The sequence below is a fragment of the Streptomyces sp. NPDC029122 genome (assembly GCF_055569445.1).
The window spans coordinates 209,516-229,670 of sequence record NZ_JBVHWK010000007.1 but is presented as its reverse complement, the minus strand read 5'-3'; the positions used below and the strand labels follow the sequence as shown (position 1 = coordinate 229,670).

The 20,155-nt window shown below is 73.8% G+C and carries 22 protein-coding genes and 1 riboswitch; of the genes, 10 read left to right on the top strand and 12 right to left on the bottom strand.

Translation table 11 applies throughout. The annotated features are described in order from the left end of the window. Window positions 1-9: 9 nt before the first annotated feature. A complete protein-coding gene (locus ACZ4WZ_RS12015) occupies window positions 10-894 on the bottom strand; it encodes an SDR family NAD(P)-dependent oxidoreductase (RefSeq protein ID WP_467888538.1) in 885 nt (294 codons plus the stop codon). A 1-nt stretch (window position 895) separates the two neighbouring features. Continuing rightward, complete coding sequence (locus ACZ4WZ_RS12010; RefSeq protein WP_467888535.1) at window positions 896-1,693, bottom strand: acetoacetate decarboxylase family protein; 798 nt, start codon at window positions 1,691-1,693, stop codon at window positions 896-898. A gap of 141 nt (window positions 1,694-1,834) precedes the next feature. Between ACZ4WZ_RS12010 and ACZ4WZ_RS12005 the strand changes: the two genes are divergently transcribed. The 6 genes from ACZ4WZ_RS12005 (at window position 1,835) to ACZ4WZ_RS11980 (ending at window position 8,212) form a co-directional block, all read left to right on the top strand. Further along, a complete protein-coding gene (locus ACZ4WZ_RS12005) occupies window positions 1,835-2,461 on the top strand; it encodes a TetR/AcrR family transcriptional regulator (protein ID WP_467888533.1) in 627 nt (208 codons plus the stop codon). Between the two features lie 146 nt (window positions 2,462-2,607). Beyond that, window positions 2,608-5,235 (top strand): MXAN_6230/SCO0854 family RING domain-containing protein, encoded by a 2,628-nt coding sequence (locus ACZ4WZ_RS12000; protein ID WP_467888530.1) that lies wholly within the window; start codon window positions 2,608-2,610, stop codon window positions 5,233-5,235. A 49-nt stretch (window positions 5,236-5,284) separates the two neighbouring features. Then, window positions 5,285-6,262, top strand: coding sequence for a DEDDh family exonuclease (locus tag ACZ4WZ_RS11995; RefSeq protein ID WP_467888528.1), 978 nt, complete (start codon window positions 5,285-5,287; stop codon window positions 6,260-6,262). A gap of 86 nt (window positions 6,263-6,348) precedes the next feature. Continuing rightward, entirely contained in the window at window positions 6,349-6,582 is a 234-nt protein-coding gene (locus ACZ4WZ_RS11990; RefSeq protein ID WP_007263378.1) for a hypothetical protein, read from the top strand. Window positions 6,583-6,660: 78 nt separating this feature from the next. Beyond that, on the top strand, window positions 6,661-7,446 hold the full coding sequence (locus ACZ4WZ_RS11985) for an SURF1 family cytochrome oxidase biogenesis protein (RefSeq protein ID WP_467888524.1): 786 nt from the start codon (window positions 6,661-6,663) through the stop codon (window positions 7,444-7,446). A gap of 10 nt (window positions 7,447-7,456) precedes the next feature. Beyond that, window positions 7,457-8,212 (top strand): SDR family oxidoreductase, encoded by a 756-nt coding sequence (locus tag ACZ4WZ_RS11980; RefSeq protein WP_467888521.1) that lies wholly within the window; start codon window positions 7,457-7,459, stop codon window positions 8,210-8,212. 66 nt (window positions 8,213-8,278) lie between these two features. Here ACZ4WZ_RS11980 and amaP read toward each other — a convergent pair whose 3' ends face one another. The 8 genes from amaP to ACZ4WZ_RS11940 all read right to left on the bottom strand — a co-directional run bounded on the left by amaP (window position 8,279) and on the right by ACZ4WZ_RS11940 (window position 13,683). Beyond that, window positions 8,279-8,836 carry an alkaline shock response membrane anchor protein AmaP gene (gene amaP, locus ACZ4WZ_RS11975; protein WP_467888518.1) on the bottom strand — a complete coding sequence of 186 codons (558 nt, stop codon included), beginning with the start codon at window positions 8,834-8,836 and terminating at the stop codon, window positions 8,279-8,281. Further along, a complete protein-coding gene (locus ACZ4WZ_RS11970) occupies window positions 8,833-9,462 on the bottom strand; it encodes a DUF6286 domain-containing protein (RefSeq protein ID WP_467888515.1) in 630 nt (209 codons plus the stop codon). Before ACZ4WZ_RS11970 ends, amaP begins: the two co-directional genes overlap by 4 nt. After that, the gene (locus ACZ4WZ_RS11965; protein ID WP_467888512.1) at window positions 9,360-9,725 is read right to left on the bottom strand and encodes an Asp23/Gls24 family envelope stress response protein; all 366 of its coding nucleotides are present in this window, start codon (window positions 9,723-9,725) and stop codon (window positions 9,360-9,362) included. Before ACZ4WZ_RS11965 ends, ACZ4WZ_RS11970 begins: the two co-directional genes overlap by 103 nt. A gap of 7 nt (window positions 9,726-9,732) precedes the next feature. Next, on the bottom strand, window positions 9,733-9,924 hold the full coding sequence (locus tag ACZ4WZ_RS11960; RefSeq protein WP_467888509.1) for a hypothetical protein: 192 nt from the start codon (window positions 9,922-9,924) through the stop codon (window positions 9,733-9,735). Between the two features lie 29 nt (window positions 9,925-9,953). Continuing rightward, the gene (locus tag ACZ4WZ_RS11955; RefSeq protein ID WP_467888506.1) at window positions 9,954-10,385 is read right to left on the bottom strand and encodes an Asp23/Gls24 family envelope stress response protein; all 432 of its coding nucleotides are present in this window, start codon (window positions 10,383-10,385) and stop codon (window positions 9,954-9,956) included. Window positions 10,386-10,514: 129 nt separating this feature from the next. After that, entirely contained in the window at window positions 10,515-11,294 is a 780-nt protein-coding gene (locus ACZ4WZ_RS11950) for an enoyl-CoA hydratase/isomerase family protein (RefSeq protein WP_467888503.1), read from the bottom strand. 204 nt (window positions 11,295-11,498) lie between these two features. Then, entirely contained in the window at window positions 11,499-11,720 is a 222-nt protein-coding gene (locus tag ACZ4WZ_RS11945; protein WP_007263382.1) for a helix-turn-helix domain-containing protein, read from the bottom strand. A 364-nt stretch (window positions 11,721-12,084) separates the two neighbouring features. Further along, entirely contained in the window at window positions 12,085-13,683 is a 1,599-nt protein-coding gene (locus ACZ4WZ_RS11940; RefSeq protein ID WP_467888500.1) for an ABC-F family ATP-binding cassette domain-containing protein, read from the bottom strand. A gap of 258 nt (window positions 13,684-13,941) precedes the next feature. Between ACZ4WZ_RS11940 and ypfJ the strand changes: the two genes are divergently transcribed. Both ypfJ and ACZ4WZ_RS11930 read left to right on the top strand, forming a co-directional pair. Further along, a complete protein-coding gene (gene ypfJ / locus ACZ4WZ_RS11935) occupies window positions 13,942-14,832 on the top strand; it encodes a KPN_02809 family neutral zinc metallopeptidase (RefSeq protein WP_467888497.1) in 891 nt (296 codons plus the stop codon). A gap of 60 nt (window positions 14,833-14,892) precedes the next feature. Continuing rightward, window positions 14,893-15,288 carry a VOC family protein gene (locus ACZ4WZ_RS11930; RefSeq protein WP_467888494.1) on the top strand — a complete coding sequence of 132 codons (396 nt, stop codon included), beginning with the start codon at window positions 14,893-14,895 and terminating at the stop codon, window positions 15,286-15,288. A 50-nt stretch (window positions 15,289-15,338) separates the two neighbouring features. Here ACZ4WZ_RS11930 and ACZ4WZ_RS11925 read toward each other — a convergent pair whose 3' ends face one another. Continuing rightward, on the bottom strand, window positions 15,339-16,751 hold the full coding sequence (locus ACZ4WZ_RS11925; protein ID WP_467888490.1) for a hypothetical protein: 1,413 nt from the start codon (window positions 16,749-16,751) through the stop codon (window positions 15,339-15,341). A 140-nt stretch (window positions 16,752-16,891) separates the two neighbouring features. After that, window positions 16,892-18,022, bottom strand: coding sequence for an alpha/beta hydrolase family protein (locus tag ACZ4WZ_RS11920; protein ID WP_467888487.1), 1,131 nt, complete (start codon window positions 18,020-18,022; stop codon window positions 16,892-16,894). 342 nt (window positions 18,023-18,364) lie between these two features. Between ACZ4WZ_RS11920 and ACZ4WZ_RS11915 the strand changes: the two genes are divergently transcribed. Together ACZ4WZ_RS11915 and ACZ4WZ_RS11910 are read left to right on the top strand one after the other, a co-directional pair. Next, a complete protein-coding gene (locus tag ACZ4WZ_RS11915; protein WP_467888482.1) occupies window positions 18,365-19,639 on the top strand; it encodes an inorganic phosphate transporter in 1,275 nt (424 codons plus the stop codon). A gap of 26 nt (window positions 19,640-19,665) precedes the next feature. Then, window positions 19,666-19,887, top strand: coding sequence for a hypothetical protein (locus ACZ4WZ_RS11910; protein WP_467888480.1), 222 nt, complete (start codon window positions 19,666-19,668; stop codon window positions 19,885-19,887). Between the two features lie 159 nt (window positions 19,888-20,046). Further along, window positions 20,047-20,132, top strand: a riboswitch (cobalamin riboswitch). The last annotated feature ends 23 nt before the right edge of the window (window positions 20,133-20,155 follow it).

Below are 20,155 nucleotides of genomic sequence, written 5' to 3'. Positions count from 1 at the left end.
TCGGTCCCCTCAGTCGAGGATGAAGCTCTCCAGGTAGGCGGGGTTGGCGCGGTCGAGCATCGACCGCGACCGGGCGCGGATCTGCCGGTCGCTGTGCTCGCTCGGCGGCAGCATCCAGAAGCGGTCGGCGCGGATGCCGTCGACGACGTGCTCCGCGACCTCCTCGACCGGGGTGAAGCGGACCTCGTGCCCGGCCTCCCTCATCGCGGCCTCGTACTGGCCGAGGCTGCGGTACGGGGACCTGCGCGGCCGCTCCTTCGCGAAGCGCTCGGGCCGGTTGCGGTGGGACTCCCACAGGCCGGTGCGCAGCATGTGCGGGCCGGGGAAGAGGACGGAGGCGCCCACGGCGGCGCCCTCCGCCTTGAGGTGGGCGTAGAGGGACTCGGTCATGGTGACCACGGCGGCCTTGGTGACGGCGTACACGGAGGCCGTGGGCAGGGGGGCGATGCCGCCGTCGCCGGAGGAGGTGTTGACGACGTGGCCGGGGGCGCCGGAGGCGATCATGCGGGGGACGAAGGCCTGGATGCCGTGGAAGACGCCCCAGACGTTGACGGAGAAGGCCCACTTCCAGTCGTTGGGCTCGTGTTCCCACATCCGGCCCTCGGCGCCGGATCCGACGCCCGCGTTGTTGCACAGCACGTGCACGGCGCCGAAGGTCTCGTAGGCGGCGTCGGCGAGGGCGAGGACGGAGTCGCGCTCGCCGACGTCGACGGTCCGGGCGAGCACCTCGGCGCCGTCCGCGGCGAGGGCGTCGGCGGCCTTGCGCAGGGCGGCCTCCTCCACGTCGGCGAGGACCACCTTGAGGCCCTCGGCGGCGAAGCGGCGGGCCATCGCGAGGCCGATGCCGCTCGCGGCGCCGGTGACGACGGCCACCTGTCCGGGTGCGAGCCGCATGTCACACGCTCCCCTCGGGCGGGCCGTCGAGGATCTGGAGGGGGTCGTCGTAGCGCTGGTGGACGTAGGGGAGCAGCGCCCGGGCGCTGACCCGTTCGACGACCCGGCCCCGCTGGTCGGTGGTCTTCTCGCCGATGGTGAGCTCCACGAGGCGCCGTACCGGAAGGTCGGCGACGGGGTCGTACATCGACTCGCGCAGCACCACGTCCCCGGTGAGGTGCTCCAGCCTGCGGACCTTCTCGTTGCGGGTGCAGTGCACGAGCACCGGATCGCCGTCGAGGCCGGAGCCGTCCACGGCGGGGAGGAACTTGAAGTAGAAGTCGGTCTTCACGGTCGGTCCGGGCGGCGGCAGCTCGCGGTCGACGGCCCCGCGCACCTCGACGAAGGCGATCCCGTGCCGGGCGAGGACGGCCCGTACGACGAGCCCCTCGCGCTCGACGGTGACCTCGCCCAGCTTCTTCGGCTCGCCGAACACCTCGCGGCCGCCGGTCAGGGCGCGCTCGTGGGTCATCGGCATGACGAGGGGGTACCAGCCGTCGACCCCGCCGTGCCGGGCCGCCACGGCCACCGAGCCGGCGCCGAGGGGGTAGCCGGGCAGGTCGACCTTGCTGATGTTCGCCCGTACGAGGGGCCGTTCGGCGGGCTTGAGCGGTGGGGGCAGGACCGCCGCCACCACGTCGGGGTCGGTCTCCCAGACGGCCACCACCCCGGTGGACCAGATGTCGGGGAGCTTGGCGCTCTTCTCGCGCGATGCCGTGATCTCGGCCTCGGTCCGCGCTCCGTACCGTATGCGTGCCATGTCTCGCACCACCCTTCCGAGGGTCCCCCCGGCGGGGCCGGAGGCGGTTCTGTAACACAGTTACACCGGCGCCGATGAAGGGTAAAGACCCCTGCACGCAAGGAAACTGACGTTCCGACAGACAGATCGGCGGCCCCGGCGATGGCGAGAAGCGCGCTGACCCGCGACGACGTACTGGAAGCGGCCGCGTCCCTGGTCAGGCGGCACGGCCCGGCGGCCCTGACCATGCGCGGCCTCGCGGCCGAGCTGGGCACGGCGGTGACCTCCATCTACTGGCACGTCGGCAACCGCGAGCGGCTCCTCGACGCCCTGGTGGAGCGGACCGTCCGGGAGATGGGCGCGGTGCGCCCCGCCGGCCGCACCCCGGCCGAGCGGATCGTCTCGGTGGCCCTGACGCTGCGGCGGGAGATCCGCGCCCGCCCGCACCTGATCGCGATGGTCCACGAGCGCGGGCTCACCGAGCGGATGTTCCTGCCCGCCCAGCGGGCACTGGCCGACGAGGTGCACGCCGCCGGACTGCGGGGAGCGCGGGCCGCCGACGCGGTGCGCGCCGTCCAGTTCCAGACCGTCGGCTTCCTGCTCGTCGAACGCAACCGCGAGCGCTCCCCCGCCCAGTCGCCGGGCGAGGGCGAGCTGTGGGACCCGCGGTCCGCCCCCGGCGACCCGGCGCTCGCCCGCGCCCTGGCCCGCCCGGCCGACCCGGAACGCCTGTTCCTGCTGTCGGTACGGGCCCTGACGGAGGCCCTGCTCACCGGGTCCGGACGATAATCGGATTGCCCGGGTGCCCGGCCGCGTGATCAGATCGGCCGTGCGGGGGCGGCTCCCCGGCGCGCATCCTTCTCCACTTCCTTTCAAGAATCCGCGCGCCCACTCTCCGCCCCCGCTCTGTCGTTCCCGGAGGGGGAGTGCCACCCGTGTCTGCCATCGAGTCCGTCCTGCTGCACCGGCTCCGGACCGTCTACGTCGACCGGCCGAAGGCCGCCGCGTCACCCGGCCGCGAGGGAGTGCGGCCCCTGGAGGGCGAGCTCCTCGAGCGCGGCCACGCCCTGAGCCCGGAGCTGCACGCCGCGCTCTCGCGGCTCGCGCCGACCGACCTCGCCGAGGAGCGGCTGCGGCTCCTGGCGCTCCTGGACGGGCTGATGGGCTCCGACCGGGTGCACAAGCCGCTCTTCCGCCGCTTCCCCTTCTCCATCCCGCACGACACCGAACACTGGTACGTCAGCCGCGTCTTCGCCCTGCTGCTCCAGGAACCCGCACAGCCGTGCGTACTGTGCGGCGAGGCCGGTACGGTCCACCCGGTCGCGCCCTGCGCCCACCTCGTCTGCCGCGCCTGCTGGGACGGCGCCGACCACACGGGCTGCCCCGTCTGCCACCGGCGCGTCGACCCCGCCGACCCCTTCCTGCGCCCGGTCCCCGACCGGTCCTCCGGATCCGCCGCGCCCGCCGCCCACGCGGCCGGGGGCCCGCTGCGGCTGCTGCGGCTCGGCACCGACCGGCAGGCCGACTGCGCCCGCGTGGTCGCCTCGCTGCTGGCCCGGCAGACCCCGCTGTCCCCCGAGGACCGCGACGACCTGGACCTGCTGCTGCCCGCCGCTCCGGCGGACCTCGGCTGGCTCCCGGAGCAGATCCCCGTACGCGAGACCAAGGCGCAGGTCCTCGGCACGCTGCTGCGCGACTGGCGGACCGCCGACGCGGTACGTCCGCTGCTCGCCGCGCGGCTCACCACCGCCACCGACGTGCTGCGGCTGCTCGCCGTGCTGTCCGGCGGGGACGCCGGACAGCTGCCGCCGCCCCGGTTCGTGAACCCCGGACGGCCGCTGCGCCGGGAAATCCTCGCGGTCCTCGACGCGTTGGACCCGCGGTACCTGGTCGAGGACCTGCTGCGGCACCCCACCGCCTGGAAGCGGGCCGCCGAGCTGCTGCACCCCTTCGAGCGGCACGACCGGCATCCCCGGACCGCGCTCGCCTTCGCCGTGCTGCGCGGCACGACCGTGTCCGCCGCCACACCGCTCGGCGCGGCGCTGCTGGCCTGCGCCGCCGCGCACCCGGACGCCGTCCGCGTGGACGGGGACCGGATCCGGCCCGCCACATGGGCCGGCCGGCTCGAGCAGGCCCTCGCCGAGGGGGACGCGCGGGCCGCCGCCGCGCTCGCCGGGCAGCGCCCGGGGGAACTCGTACGCCGCCTCGACCACCTGCTGCGCCTGCACCCGGGCGCGGAACTCCTGCCCGAGCTGGAGCGGGCACTCGACCGGGGCCTGCCCGAGGTGGGGGCGGGACCGCTGCTGTCGGCGCTCGGCGCGCTGCGCACCCGCGCCGAGGACCGTACCGGCGGGCGCCGGGTGTTCTTCCCGCGCGGCCGGGTGGCGCGCGCCCAGGTGGCGTGGGAGGAGCGGGTCCCGCTGCCCGCGCGCCTCGTCGGGGCGGTCACGGCCCGGCTGGAGGCGGAGGTGCTGCGCCGGTTCGCCGCCGCCGGCGGGGAGGCGTACGACCTGGCGGTCCTGGACGCCGGGCTCGCGGACCTGACCGTGCCCTTCGGCGAGCGCAACGCGTCCCGGTCGCTGGTCGCCGTCCCGCGCGGCAGTACGCAGACCCTGCCCGGGGACGAGGTGCTGCGGCTGTTCCTGCACTGGACGGAGCCCGCGCGCGACCGCACCGACCTGGACCTGTCCGTCGCCTTCTTCGACGCCGACTGGAAGTACAGGGGGCTCTGCGACTACACCCGCCTGCGGTACGGGCCGCACGCGGCCGCCGTGCACTCGGGCGACCTCACCTCGGCGCCCGCTCCGGACGGTGCCACCGAGTACGTGGACCTGGACCTGGCGGCCCTCGCCGAGAACGGGGACGTGTACGCGGTACCGCTGGTCTTCAGCTACAACAACGTGCCCTTCGACGAACTGCCGGACGCCTTCGCCGGCTTCATGGCCCTGCCGGCGGACGGCCCGCGCGGCTCCTCGTACGACCCGCGGACCGTGCGCCAGCGCTTCGACCTGACGGGCGAATCCCGGGTCTGCATGCCGATGGTCGTGGACCTCGCCGCCCGCCGGGCCCTGTGGGCGGACGTCCACCTGCCGCCGTCCGAAGGCTTCCAGAGCGTCGCCTCGCACGGCGAGCGGCTCGGGTCCGTCGCCCGCGACGTGTGGGAGCACTTCGGGTCCGGCACCCGCACCACCCTGTGGGACCTGGCGGTGTGGCGGGCCGCGGCCCGCTCCCGCGAGGTGGCCGTCCTGCGGGACGGGGAGTTGTGGAGGTACCGGGCCGGCGCGGCGGAGACGGTGGCCGGGTTCGCCGCCCGTGTCGCGGCGGCGGGCGGGCCCGAGGAGCGGCGCGCGGCCGCGGACGCCGGGGCGGCCGTCGCCGAGGAGAGCGCGGGCCGCAGGGTGTTCCTGGCCACGGTGCACTCCACCGCCGCCGGGCCGGGCGCTTCGGGAACGGCCTACCGGCTCTTCCCGGGGCCGGCCGAAGTGGCCGGATCCTTCGCGTCGGTGAGCGCCTCGGACCTGGTGGCGGAGCTGGCCGCCGGTCCGGGGCCGAAGCCGGCCTGAAAGGGCATCGGACCACGGGTGTCGGTGCGTGCCGATATCCTCTGTGACCATGCTCTACGACCGTACGACCGCAGAGGCGGAATGGCCGACCGCGTACCCACAGGGGTACGCGGTCGTCGACGTGGAGACCACCGGGCTCGCTCGCGACGACCGGATAGTCTCCGCGGCCGTCTACCGGCTCGACGCGCAGGGCAACGTGGAGGACCACTGGTACACCCTGGTCAACCCGCGCCGTGACCCCGGACCGACCTGGATCCACGGCCTGACCACCGCGATGCTCCAGGACGCGCCGCTCTTCGAGGACATCGCCGAGGAGTTCGCGGGCCGGCTCGCCGACCGGGTGCTCGTCGCGCACAACGCCATGTTCGACTGGCAGATGATCGCCCGGGAGTACGCGCGGGCCTCCGTGACCGCGCCCGTGCGCCAGCGGCTGTGCACCATCGCCCTGTCGAAGGAGCTGAACCTACCGCTCCCCAACCACAAGCTGGAGTCCCTCGCCGCCCACTACGGCGTGGTCCAGCAGCGTGCCCACCACGCCCTCGACGACGCCCGGGTGCTGGCGGAGGCCTTCCGTCCGTCGCTGCACGCGGCCGCGCGCGACGGCGTACGGCTGCCCCTGCTGGAGTGCCGCCCGCTGACCGAGTGGTCGGACTCCCCCGCCACTCCGCGCGTCGGCTACCAGTCCTCCTACGGGAACGGCGGCAACTGGCGGGTCTCGCGCAAGCGGCCGCCGTGCCCGTACCCCAACCCGGGGCGCTTCGAGGACGGCAAGCCGCTCAAACAGGGCATGCGGATCGCCTTCTCGGGCGACACCTCCGTGGACCGGGAGCTGCTGGAGGACCGGGCGGTGGAGGCGGGCCTGCACATCGCGACGAGCGTGTCCCGGCTCACCAGCCTGCTGGTGACCAACGACCCCGACTCCCCGACCTCGAAGACGGTCAAGGCCAAGTCGTACGGCACCCCGATCGTGGACGAGGCGGCCTTCACCCAGCTGCTGCGGGACGTGGCGGCGGCCGGGGAGAAGTAACGACCCTTGCTCCGGCCGGGTGCAGGCGCGGCGACTCACCCCGGTGGATCTTGTTCCGTCCGGCCGCCCCGCCGAGCATGCGGCGCATGGCACGTTGCGAGGTCTGCGGAAACGATTACGGCATGTCCTTCGAGGTGCACGCGCAGGGCGCGGTGCACGTCTTCGACTGCTTCTCCTGCGCCATCCACCGCATGGCGCCCATCTGCGAGCACTGCCGGGTCCAGATCATCGGACAGGGCGTCGAGGTCGAGGGCCAGTGGTACTGCGGCGGTCACTGCGCCCGTGCGGAGGGGAAGGTGGGCATCGTCGACCACGTCTGACCCCTCCCCCACTTCCCCTGGACCCCGGAAGGCCACCCGGCCGCTGGGGTCCTCCCCGCTGGGGGTACCGTCGTGGGCGTGTACCGCTTTGTGCTGACCCGGCAGTGGGTGTCCCTCACCCTCGTCGCCCTCGTCCTCGTCCCCGTGATGGTCAAGCTGGGGTTCTGGCAGTTCCACCGCCACGAGCACCGGGTCGCCCAGAACGAGCTGATCGCGAGGAACCTGTACGGGAAGCCGGTACCCGTGACCGAGATCACCTCGCCCGGGCACACCGTCCCGAGGGCCGACTACTGGCGGGCCGTCACCGCCACCGGCACGTACGACTCCGCGCACGAGGTCGTCGTACGGATGCGCACCTCGAACGGCGACAAGGTCGGCTTCCACGTGGTGACGCCGCTGGTGCTGGACGACGGCCGGGCGGTACTGGTCAACCGGGGCTGGGTGCCCGGCGGCGGCGACCCGCGCGCCTTCCCGCCGGTCCCGGCCGCGCCCACGGGCCAGGTCACGGTCACCGGGCGGCTCAAGGCCGACGAGACCAGCGGCGGCAGCGGGATCAAGGACCGCAAGGGCCTGCCCGACCGCCAGGTGATGCTGATCAACAGTGAGCAGCAGGCGGCCGCCCTGGGCAGGCCGGTGCTCGGCGGCTACCTCGAACTGACCGCGCCCGAACCGGCCGGCGGCAGCCCCGAGCCGGTGGCCGACCCCGACCACGACTCGATCGGCGCGCACATGGCCTACGCCGTGCAGTGGTGGCTCTTCGCATCGGCGGTCCCGGTGGGGTGGCTGGTGCTGGTGCGGCGCGAGAAGCGCGACCGCGAGGAGGCGGCGGCGAAGGCGGTGTCTCCGGAGCCCGCTTCGGCGTAGGTTGTCCGGTATGGATCTTGGACTGAAGGACCGCGTCTACGTCGTCACCGGTGCCACGCGGGGCCTCGGCTTCGCCGCCGCGCGCGAGCTCACCGCCGACGGGGCACAGGTCGTACTGACGGGCAGGGACGCGAAGCGCGCGGCCGACGCGGCCGCCGAACTCGGCCCGAACGCGGTCGGTGTGGCGGCGGACAACTCCGACCCGGACGCGGCGGCGCGGCTGGTCGCCACCGCGCGGGAACGCTTCGGGCGCTTCGACGGCGTCCTCATCAGCGTCGGCGGCCCCCCGCCGGGCTCCGCGGCGGGCAACACCGACGAGCAGTGGACGGCGGCGTTCGAGACGGTCTTCCTGGGCGCGGTCCGCCTGGCCCGGGCGGCCGCGGCCGAGCTGGGCGAGGGCGGGGTCATCGGCTTCGTGCTGTCGGGCTCGGTCCACGAGCCGATCCCCGGCCTGACCATCTCGAACGGCCTGCGGCCGGGGCTGGCGGGCTTCGCCAAGTCCCTGTCGGTGGAGCTGGGCCCGCGCGGGATCCGCGTGGTCGGGCTGCTGCCGGCGCGGATCGACACGGACCGCGTGCGGGAGCTGGACGCGCTGTCCGGCGACGCGGACGCGGCCCGGACGGGCCACGAGTCCCGCATCCCGCTGCGCCGCTACGGCACCCCGCAGGAGTTCGGCCGCACGGCGGCGTTCCTCCTCTCCCCGGCGGCGTCGTACCTCACGGGCGTGATGCTGCCGGTGGACGGCGGAGCCCGCCACGGCTTCTAGCCGCCGAAAGACGGCCGCGCCAGGGGGCGGGGCGGGGTGGGGTGTCGTCCGGGGCCACACCCCGTTTCACGTGACCCGTTGCGCCGGGTGCGGCCTGACGTGCAGGCGGGCTTCCGCGGGAAGGGACGGGAGGCCCGTCACGGTACGGGCGTGGGCGAGGACCGGGCCGGCCAGGGCGGCGAGGGCGTCCGCCGGCACGGCGTGCGGTGCCAGTTCCAGCGCCACCCGCAGGGCAGGGGCACCCCGCCGGCCCCGCAGCACGACCCGGCAGTGGGCGACACCGTCCAGGGCCGCCGCCTCGGCCGCCACCGCCGACTCCAGCGCCCGCCCCCGCAGCAGCGCGAAGTCCCCGTCGCCGGTGTCCACCGCCACCGCCGCGAGCCGCGGACGCCGCAGCTGCGCCACCAGCCACCACAGCGCCAGCAGCACGCACACCGCCAGCGCGGCGAACACCGCCCACCACCACCCGCCCTCCAGGCCCCGCTGCCGCTCGAGCAGCGGCGCGTGCCGTCCGCCGAACGGCCAGGACGCCGTCAGGACCGACAGTCCCGCCGCCAGCAGCACCAGACCGGCCAGCGCCAGCACCGCCCGGTTCACCACGCCGAGCAACGGCACGCCGCTCACCTCCTGACTCTGATCCGGGCCCGCGGCGGGCGCGCGAGCCCCAGTTCCCCGATGCCGACGGCGAGCACCTCGTCCAGGTCGGCCCGTACGTCGTCCAGTTCGCGGAAGTGCGAGGTGGCCCGGACCCCGACGCGGGTACGGCCCACCCTGACCCGGACCGAGCGGACCCCGGCGACCTCCATGGCCCGGTCCCGCAGGATCAGCGCGGCGGCCCGGCGCCCGATGCCCGCCCGCACCCCCGGCTCCGTCCGCATCGGCAGCACCCGGCGCAGCCCGGGGGCCAGCGCGAGCAGCAGCAGCACCGCTCCGGCCAGGGCCAGCAGCGCCCCGCCCGCCAGTACCTCCGCGTCGGCCGGGGTGTACCGCTCCAGCAGGGCGGTCAGTTCGCGCCGCCAGCGCATCCCGGGCCGGTGTGCGCGTACCGCGGCCAGGTCGTAGAGGAAGAGCCCCGCCACCGCGAGCACCACCAGCGCGACGACCCCGGCCGGGCCCCTGCGCGGCGACCGGAAGCGGTGGGGCCCGCTCACCGCAGCCGCCGGTCCCGCCCGGCGGCGCCGGGCCGGGTGCGGGCGGAGTGCAGGTGCTCGATGTCGATGGCCACCTCGGGGACCGCCATCGCCGCGCACTGCTGGACGCGCCGGGTGACCTGCTCGCGTACGGCCGCGCACTGGGCGGCGAGATCGGAGGGGTAGTCCAGTTCCAGGCTGACCCGGACCCGCGCGATGTCGTGGTGGACGGTGACGGTGGCGTGCGGGACGGCCCCGGGCGGGGTGTCGAGCGCCTCGCGGGCCGCCTGTGCCGCGATCTTGGCGACGACCCGGTCGGCGATCCGCAGGGCGCCCCGCTCGGCGGGCGGCACCCGGGGCGGCAGGGGGCGGGGCGTGCTCATCGGCCGCTCACCCGCGCCGGCCGTCCCGGCCGCGGGGGCGGAACAGGTCGCCCGGGTCGAGGTCCCCGTCGAGGTACCGGCCGACGAGGAAGCCTATGGTGCCCAGTGCCGCGACCAGCAGGAAGGCCCCGAAGCCGCCGAAGTACCCGGCGAACGCCAGGGCGATGCCGGCGAACAGGCCGGCGAACGCCATGCTCATGGCGTGGCTCCTCTCCGTTTCCCGGCCCGCTACTGGAGCCGGGAGTCCGGTTCGTCGTCGGGCTCGTCGGGCAGTTTGACGTCGCTGACGGCGATGTTCACCTCGACGACCTCCAGGCCGGTCATCCGCTCGACGGCGGCGATGACGTTCTCCCGGACGGCCCGGGCGACCTCGCGGATCTCCACCCCGTAGTCGACGACGATCTCCAGGTCGAGGGCGGTCTGGACTTCTCCGACCTCCGCCTTGACGCCTCGGGCGGCCGCGACCCTGGCTCCGCCGGGGACCCGGTCGCGCACGGCCCCGAAGGTGCGGGAGAGTCCGCTGCCGCTGCCCATGGCGTGGACGCCGACCACCTCCCGGGCGGCCAGCCCGGCGATCTTCTCGACCACCCCGTCGGCGATGCTGGTGCGGCCACGGTCTGCGGGGTCCTTGGCGAAGCCCGCCTCTGCGGAATCGGTCATGGGACGTCCTTAGGAAGGGGAGTCTCCCGACCACGGTAAGCGCGTACGGTCCCCGGCGCTCCGGGAACGACGCCGGAAGACCGGAACGGTCCCGCCGTTCCGGTCTTGCGGGCGTGCGTGCGTACGGCCTCAGTCGGACAGGCCCGCCAGGTCGCGCAGGCGGCGGGCCTGGGCGGCGCGCTCGGCGGCGCGCTGGTCGTCGTAGGTACGGGACGGGGCCCCGCGCAGCAGCGCCTTGGTCTCGATGACGGCGTCGCGGGCCGGGGCCAGCAGGGCGGTGGTGAGGTCCTGGACGGCGGCGTCCAGTTCACCGGCCGGGACCACCAGGTTGGCGAGGCCCACCCGCTCGGCCTCCTCGGCGTGCACGAAGCGGCCCGTCGCGCAGATCTCGAGCGCGCGGGCGTAGCCGACCAGGGCGGTCAGCGGCTGGGTGCCGGCCAGGTCGGGGACCAGGCCCAGGCTGGTCTCGCGCATGGCGAACTGCACGTCGTCCGCGACGACGCGCAGGTCGCAGGCGAGCGCGAGCTGGAAGCCGGCGCCGATCGCGTGGCCCTGTACGGCGGCGATGGAGACGATGTCATTGCGCCGCCACCAGGTGAAGGCCTCCTGGTACTCGGCGATGGTGGAGTCGAGCAGTTCGTCCGAACCGCGCGCCAGGTCGAGGAAGGACGGCTCGCCCTCGAAGCCCTCGGGGGTGAACGCCTGGCGGTCGAGCCCGGCGGAGAAGGACTTGCCCTCGCCGCGCAGCACGACCACCCGGACGGTGCCGGGCAGCGACCGTCCGACCTCCGCCAACGCCCGCCAGAGCGCGGGGGATTGAGCGTTTCGCTTGGCCGGATTGGTCAGTGTCACCGTGGCGACCGTGTCGTCGATGGTGAGCCGTACGCCATCCTTGTCGAGCAGAGCCATCTGGTGCCTCCGGTGTACAGTCGTGGCCGCATACTCGGCCTAAGTGACTGCACAGTAACCACCCAGCCGGCCACAGGGCCGACCGGGGGTCACCGAAGGTACCGTGCGTGGAACGGATGAAACAGACAGCACGGATCAGACAGCGTGTAAGAGAACGGAGCTGTCGAGCGGTCTTCGGTACCGGCCCCGGCCTGACGGCCAGGGTCAGGCCGCAGCCGCCTTCTTGCCGCGTGTCGCGCCACCGCGACCGCGCAGCGTGACTCCGGACTCGCTGAGCATCCGGTGGACGAATCCGTAGGACCGGCCGGTCTCTTCGGCCAGCGCCCGGATACTCGCACCGGAGTCGTACTTCTTCTTCAGGTCTGCCGCGAGCTTGTCGCGCGCGGCGCCGGTCACCCGGCTGCCCTTCTTCAGAGTCTCGGCCACCCGTGCCTCCTCGTGGGAAGTGCGCTCTGGACTTCTCATGATCACCCCTCCCCGGCTTCCTGGCCACCCATTCAGCAAGGTCGGTGCCACGGCATTTCCCGGGCCGTGGACACCCGAGCAGAACGGAATCTCCTCTTCCGCCGCATGACCTCCGTCACATTTCTCCACCGCCGACGGGAATCACCAGGTCAGCGGCCGGGGAGGGCAAAAAAAGCGGCCCCGGTCGCGCGTCCGGAAGGACGCGGCCGGGGCCGTCGTACAGGGCGCGACGGTACGAGACCGTCTCACTCAGATGATGGATCACGCCTGAGCCGAATGATCCATAAGGAACTGGATCAACCCGGCGGAGGCGGTCGGGCGGAGCTCAGGCGAGGGCGACGAGGTCCCGGTAGTCCGGGCCCCACAGGTCCTCGACCCCGTCCGGGAGCAGGATGATCCGCTCCGGCTCCAGGGCCTCCACGGCGCCCTCGTCGTGCGTGACGAGGATGACCGCGCCCTTGTAGGTGCGCAGCGCGCCGAGGATCTCCTCGCGGCTGGCCGGGTCGAGGTTGTTCGTGGGCTCGTCGAGCAGCAGCACGTTGGCCGAGGAGACGACCAGGGTGGCCAGGGCCAGACGGGTCTTCTCGCCGCCGGAGAGCACGCCCGCGGGCTTGTCGACGTCGTCACCGGAGAACAGGAAGGAGCCGAGCGTCTTGCGCACCTCGACCAGGTCCAGGTCGGGCGCGGAGGAGCGCATGTTCTCCAGGACCGTGCGGTCCGGGTCGAGCGTCTCGTGCTCCTGCGCGTAGTAGCCCAGCTTGAGGCCGTGGCCGGGCACGACCGTGCCGGTGTCGGGCTTCTCGGTGCCCGACAGCAGGCGCAGCAGGGTGGTCTTGCCGGCACCGTTGAGGCCGAGGATGACCACGCGGGAGCCCTTGTCGATGGCCAGGTCGACGTCGGTGAAGATCTCCAGCGAGCCGTAGGACTTCGACAGGCCCTCGGCGGTCAGCGGGGTCTTGCCGCAGGGCGCCGGGTCCGGGAAGCGGAGCTTGGCGACCTTGTCGGAGGCGCGGACGGCCTCCAGGCCGGAGAGCAGCCGGTCGGCGCGCTTGGCCATGTTCTGGGCGGCGACCGTCTTGGTGGCCTTGGCGCGCATCTTGTCGGCCTGGGCGTTGAGGGCCGCGGCCTTCTTCTCGGCGTTCTGGCGCTCGCGCTTGCGGCGCTTCTCGTCGGCCTCGCGCTGCTGCTGGTAGAGCTTCCAGCCCATGTTGTAGACGTCGATCTGGGAGCGGTTGGCGTCGAGGTAGAAGACCTTGTTGACCACGGTCTCGACCAGGTCGACATCGTGGGAGATCACGATGAAGCCGCCGCGGTAGTTCTTCAGGTAGTCGCGCAGCCAGACGATCGAGTCGGCGTCGAGGTGGTTGGTGGGCTCGTCGAGGAGCAGGGTGTCGGCGTCCGAGAAGAGGATCCGGGCGAGCTCGACACGGCGGCGCTGACCACCGGAGAGGGTGTGCAGGGGCTGGCCGAGGACCCGGTCGGGGAGGCTGAGGGCGGCCGAGATGGTCGCGGCCTCCGACTCGGCGGCGTAGCCGCCCTTGGTGAGGAACTCGGTCTCCTGGCGCTCGTACTGCTTCAGGGCCTTCTCGCGGGTGGCGCCGGAGCCGCTGGCGATGCGTTCCTCGTTGGCGCGCATCTTCTTGAGCAGTACGTCGAGCCCGCGCGCGGACAGGATCCGGTCGCGGGCGAGTACGTCGAGGTCGCCGGTGCGCGGGTCCTGCGGGAGGTAGCCGACCTCACCGGATCGGGTGATGGTGCCGCCGGCGGGCTGGCCCTCGCCGGCGAGGCACTTGGTGAGGGTGGTCTTGCCGGCTCCGTTGCGGCCGACGAGCCCGATGCGGTCGCCCTTGGCGACGCGGAACGACGCGTTCTCGATGAGGATGCGGGCGCCGGCGCGCAGCTCGATGCCGGTGGCGGTGATCACGGAAATACTCCAGGGCGGTGGGGACGGCGGAAGTGGGGGCAGGACGCGCGTTGCTTCGACGCCGCTAATCCGCGAGGAGATTTGCCATGGGATTCATTCTACCGGGGGCGCGCAACCACTTTTCGGGACCTCCCGTCCCCCGTTCGGCGCACGGGCCACGCGGGCGCCCCGGGGCGCGTATCAGGATGAACGGGTTGATACTCGCCGCAGGGGCGGCCGGGCCGCTCCTGCGGTCTCACCGACAGAGGCGGGTGCGGGATGCAGTTCGACGACAACGCCAATCTGGACACGTCCGAGGTCAAGGACGTGCGCGGCAGCCGCGTCCCGGGCGGGAGGGCCACGATCGGCGGTGGCCTCGTCGGCCTGATCGCACTGGTGCTGGGGCTGCTCTTCGGGGTGGGCCCCGAGCAGCTGGGCCTGTCGGACGGGAGCCCGGAACCCGCCGCGACCTCCTCCTCGGCCGCCCAGGTGCAGCAGTCCTGCCGGACCGGGCGGGACGCCAACACGCGCGAGGACTGCCGGCTGGTCGCGGTGGTCAACAGCACCCAGGACTTCTGGAGGCAGGAGTTCCAGAAGCGGGGCGGCGCCTACCGCCCGGCGTCCACGGTCTTCTTCACCGGCCGGGTGAACACCGCCTGCGGGGCCGCCACCTCGGCGGTCGGCCCCTTCTACTGCCCGCGCGACCGGCAGGTCTACCTCGACCTGGACTTCTTCCGGGAGCTGCGGACGAAGTTCGGGGCGAGCGGCGGCCCCTTCGCCCAGGCCTACGTCGTCGCCCACGAGTACGGGCACCACGTCCAGAACCTGACCGGCACGCTCCAGCGGGCCCAGGACGGGCAGCAGGGCGCGAACAGCAACGCGGTGAAGGTCGAGCTCCAGGCCGACTGCTACGCGGGGGTGTGGGCGCACAACGCGACGCGGACACCGGACGAGTCCACGGGGCGGCCGCTGATCACCAGCCTCACCGAGCAGGACATCAGGGACGGGCTGGACGCGGCGGCGGCGGTCGGCGACGACCGGATCCAGGAGAGGCTCCAGGGCCGGGTGACCCCGGAGTCCTGGACCCACGGCTCGGCCGAGCAGCGCCAGCAGTGGTTCTACCAGGGCTACCGCACGGGCGACATGGCCCAGTGCAACACCTTCCGCTGACTGCCGGCGACTCCTGCCATGCTGTGACGCGGGTCACCGTCACGAGAGGGAGTGATCGTCATGGCAGGCGTTCCGTCCATCTGCCCCGCGCTGGTCTACCGCGACGCGAAGGCGGCCATCAAGCTGCTGACCGAGGCCTTCGGCTTCAGCCAGGTCGCGGTGTACGAGGGCGAGGACGGCTCGGTGGTGCACGCGGAGCTGGCGTACGGCAACGGCGTGGTGATGCTGGGCAGCAAGGGCACCGGCGGGGTCTTCGACAAGGCCATGGGCGACGCGGGGCCCTCGGGGGTCTACGTCGTGGTCGAGGACGTCGACGCCCACCACCGGCGGGCCGTCGAGCACGGTGCGGAGGTCCTGATGGAGCCCACCGACCAGGACTACGGCTCCCGCGACTACATGGCCCGGGACGCCGAGGGCAACATCTGGAGCTTCGGGACGTACGCGCCGCAGGTCTGAGACCCGCGGCGGTACGCCTCCGCCCGTGCCGCCGCCCCCGCTGCCGCGGACTACGCGCCGCCGGTGTGGACCTGGAAGGCGGCCCGGCGGACCGCCTTGGCGAGGGCCGGGTCGGGGTGCGCGGCGGCCAGCGCGACCAGGACCTGCACGGTGCGCGGGTGGCCGACCGCGCGGACCTCGTCCAGCAGCCGGGGGACGGTGGTGCGGACGGCGGAGTCGAGGTGCCGGGCCAGCAGGTCGGCCTCGCCGTGGTCGGCGATGGCGGCGGCCGTGTCGACCCACAGCCAGGTCGACTCCTCGGGGGTGAGGACGTCCTGGGCGTCGTCGGGGTCGGCCCCGTCGTGCTCGGCGAGCCAGAGCAGGGCGTACGGCCGCAGCGCGGGCTCGCGCAGGGCCGCGCGCACCTCGGGCTCGGCGGGGGCGCCGACCACGCGCAGGGCCTCGAAGGCCAGGCCGCGCAGCAGGGCGTCCTCGCCCCGGGCGGCGTGCAGGAGCTCGCTGACGGCGTGGCCGACGGGCCGGGCGGCGAGCCAGGCCTGGTACTCGGCGCGGGCCGGTCCGGGGGTGAGCCGGGCGCAGCCGTGCAGCATGGCGGCGGCGGACTGCTCGATGTTCCCGGCCGGGCTCTGGGCGGCGACGCAGATCTGCTCGAGCTTCACCCACACGGCCCAGCTGCCGAGGGGGGTCAGGGTGGCCCGGGCGGGGCCGAGGGTGACGGCGTCCACGGCGGCGAGTCCGCCGAGGGCCCAGCGCAGCAGCCGGGCGAGCGGGAGCGGCCGGGGTTCGGCCGTGGCGGAGCCGGTGGCGGCCTCCGCGCCGTAGGGGACCTCGCAGCGCTCGTCGCGCAGCTCGGTGACCCGCTGGGTGAGGAGGTCCAGGAGGTCCGGGACGGACACCGGGCCGGCGGACAGCTGGAGCAGCGACAGCAGCTGCGGCATGGCCTCGACCACTTCGGCGACGGCCGAGGGGGCGATGTCCGCCGGGGCCGGGTGGACGAGCGACCAGGCGTCGAAGAGGGCGACCCAGCCGCGCAGTACGGCGGTGTCGTCGCGGCCCCAGGCGCGCAGCCGCCAGCCGGGGCGGGCGTGTCCGCCGTGCACCTCGACGAGGCCGGAGAGCCGGGCGCGGTCCCAGCCGACCCGGATCTGGCCGTGTGTCAGCCCCAGTTCGGCGGCGGCGCGTTCGACGTCGGAAGCGGGCAGGGCGCCCGCCGGTACGGGGCGGCCGCCGTCGCCCGCGCCGAGGTTCAGCTCGGCCCAGCGGGCCAGCCGTACCGCGTCGGCGAGGGAGGCGCGAGCGCGGTTCGCCAGGTCTGCCGTGGCGGGGGTGCCCGCCGGGGGCCGGGTGGCCGACCGGGTTCGCCGGTCGGTCACCGCCTTGCGCGCCGTGGCTACGGAGCGCTGGGAGACGAGTCGGAGTCTGGAGTCGCGAGCCAACTGCTCATCAGGCTTTCGGGACGTCACGGAAGCAGTCTCGCCCGTCACTGGCCGAAAGCCCAAACGGAACCGGTCATTTCCACAGGTCACGGGGCGGAGGAACCGGGATGAATCACCCACCCCGTCCCGTCCGCCACAGGCCCTTCACCCTGGCGCCACATCACACGTCACATGAGCGGAGTCAGGAAGCGCCGCAGCGCCTCCTCGTACCGCAGCGGGTCGGCGTTCCACATCGCCCCGTGCCCGGCGTCCATGACGGTGTGCAGGGTGACCAGGTCGGGCCGGGCGGCGGCCAGCCGGCGGGAGGGCCCCCAGGGGGCGATCACGTCGGCGGGCCCGTGGAAGAGCAGGACGGGTACCCGCAGGGCGCCGGGGTCGGCCCCCGGGGCGAGGTGGTCGGCGCGCAGCCCGGCGCGGCCCTCGGCGGCCCGGACCGCGAGCGGGAGCAGCGGGGCCGGGGTGCGCCGGCCGGCGGCGAGGGCGCGCAGGGTGGCGTGCCAGTCCAGGACGGGCGAGTCCAGCACCACCCCGGAGACCCGCCCGGCCAGGGCGGAGCGCTCCAGGACGCGCAGGGCCATGGCCGCCCCGGTGGACCAGCCGTACAGGACCACGCGGCGGGCCCCGTAGCGGACGGCGTAGCGGATGGCGGCGTCCAGGTCCCGCCACTCCGACTCGCCCAGGTGGCCCAGGCCGTCCGGGGAGGCGGGGGCGCCGAGGTCGCCCCGGTAGCCGAGGTCGAGCACGGGGAGGCCGTGGCGGTGCAGGAAGGGCATGACCACCATCGGGTGCTCGCGGCCGGTGCCGAGCCCGTGGACGGTGATCACCCAGGTGCCCCGGGTGCCGGGCAGGAACCAGGCGGGGAGCGGGCCGAGCTCCCCGGGCACGTCCACGTCGGCGTGGTCGAGCCCGAGGGCGGTGCGGGGGTCGCCCCGGTGCACCTGGGGGGTGAGGGCGACCCGCATGCCGGGGGTCAGGCTGCCGTGGCTGACGGCGAGGAGGCGGCGTACGACGGTGTCCGCGTCGTGCGGGACGTCGGTGAGGACGGAGCCGACCACGGCGTGCACCCCGGGCGCCTCCAGTCCGTGGACGCCGGGGCGCAGGGAGGCCAGCGAGCGGGTGAGGACCACCCGGCCGGGGCCGGTGGCGTGGACGCTGAGGCGGGGACCGCCGGGCAGCGGGCGGCCGGGTTCGGGCCGCAGGGCGGCGTCGGCGGCGTACCGGCCGGCCGCGACCGCGGCTGCTCCGGCACCGATCAGGGTCGTGGTGACGGCCGCTGCCGTCGCTGTGGCGGTACGCACCGTTCCAGTCTCTGCGCGCGATGGCTCGGGGGCCACCGGAGGAGATCGTTCCGCGAACGGCGCGCCCGGGGTCGGGCGGAGCCGGGAACGGCCCCGGAAGGAGTGATCTACCTCTCTTCCGGGGGCCGGCGGGCGGTGGTCCGCAGGGCGTCCGATCGCCCCGGAGGGATCCGTTCACCCACCTTTGACGTGCATGAATCGGGATGGCTACGAAAGAATCGGGACGAATGGCCCGATGGTGTGGCGCGTGGGGACACCGTGCCGCCCGAGTCAGTTCATCTTCCGTTCACCCAGGTTGCCTACGGTCGCCGTGCCACTGACGCCAAACAGAAGCCTGGGTAAATGGAGCACATAACGCTTCTCCTCGGGATCGTGATCATCACCGCTCTCGTGTTCGACTTCACGAACGGTTTCCACGACACAGCCAACGCGATGGCCACCACCATCTCGACCGGCGCCCTCAAGCCCAAGACGGCGGTGGCCATGTCCGCCGTGCTCAACCTCGTCGGCGCGTTCATGTCCGTGGAGGTCGCCAAGACGATCTCCAAGGGCCTCGTCAACGAGGAGGGCATTCAGCCGGAGGTGATCTACGCCGCCCTGGTCGGCGCGATCCTCTGGAACCTCGTCACCTGGCTGGTCGGCCTTCCCTCCAGCTCCTCCCACGCTCTGATGGGCGGCCTGGTCGGTGCGGCCGTCGCCTCCGCCGGCCTCGGCGCCGTCAACGGCAGCGTCGTCGTCACCAAGGTACTCATCCCCGCCGTCGCCGCCCCGATCGTGGCCGGCGTGGCCGCGATGCTGGCCGCGAAGCTCACGTACAAGCTGAACGGCCAGATCGGCGAGAAGACCTCCGCCAAGGGCTACAAGGCCGGCCAGATCGCCTCCGCCGGACTGGTCTCCCTCGCGCACGGCACCAACGACGCGCAGAAGACGATGGGCATCATCACCCTGGCCCTGGTCGCCGGCGGCGCGCTCGCGCCCGGCTCCAACCCGCCGGTCTGGGTCATCGTCTCCGCCGGTCTGGCCATCGCCATGGGCACCTACCTGGGCGGCTGGCGCATCATCCGCACCATGGGCTCCGGCCTGACCGACCTCCAGCCGCAGCAGGGCTTCGCCGCCCAGACCTCGGCCGCGAGCGTCATCCTGGCCTCCTCCAGCCTCGGCTTCTCCCTCTCCACCACGCACGCCTGCTCCGGCGCCGTCATGGGCGCGGGCCTGGGCCGCAAGGGCGGTGTGGTCCGCTGGTCCACCGCCACCCGCATGTTCGTCGCGTGGGGCCTGACCCTGCCGGCCGCCGCCCTCGTCGCCGCCGGCGCCGAGCTGGTCATGCGCACCGGTGACGTCGGCGTCGCCGCCGTCACGGTCTTCCTGGTCGCCTCCTGCGCCGCCATCTGGCTCATCTCCCGCCGCCAGGTCGTCGACCACACCAACGTCAACGCCACGGACACGGACCTCTCCGGGGCCGAGCAGCCCGGCGTGGTCACCACCGCCATGGCCGCCGTCGCCGTCCCGCCGGCCGCGGGCACCACCGCCGCGGTGACCGACGAGGACCTCAAGGCCACCATCCCGGCCGCGACGGCCGCCCCGACGACCCCCACGGCTCCGGCCGCGGCGGTCTGAGCCCGAACGACAGAGGAAACGGCAGTATGAAGATCGACTGGGCAGCACTCGGCTCCGTCTTCGGGGTCAGCCTCTCCGCCACCGTCGCCCTCGTGGCCCTCTTCGCCCTCGGCCTGGTGGGCCTGTCCAAGCACGAGACCGCCACCGAGCAGGGCGGAACGGCAGGCCTGGCCCGCACCGGCGCCTACGCCTGCTTCGCGCTCTGCGCGGCGGCCGTGGCCTACGGGATCTACCTCATCGTCAGCTGACACCGGCGCACCGCGTACGAAAGCTCCCTCCGGGATTCCCCGGAGGGAGCTTTCGCGCACCCGCGCCCCTTCTCCGCCGTCCGTCCCACCAGGTCAACGGCAAGTTGACGGGCGTTCGCAGGCCGTGGTGGACTGCGCGAGCCAATACGGCGGCATGGAGAGGAAGTCCGGTGCGAATCCGGCGCGGTCCCGCCACTGTCACCGAGGAGCTCACGCGACGCGTGCGCCCCGGGAGCCAGGAACTCTCGCCGCCGGACACGTCGAACCA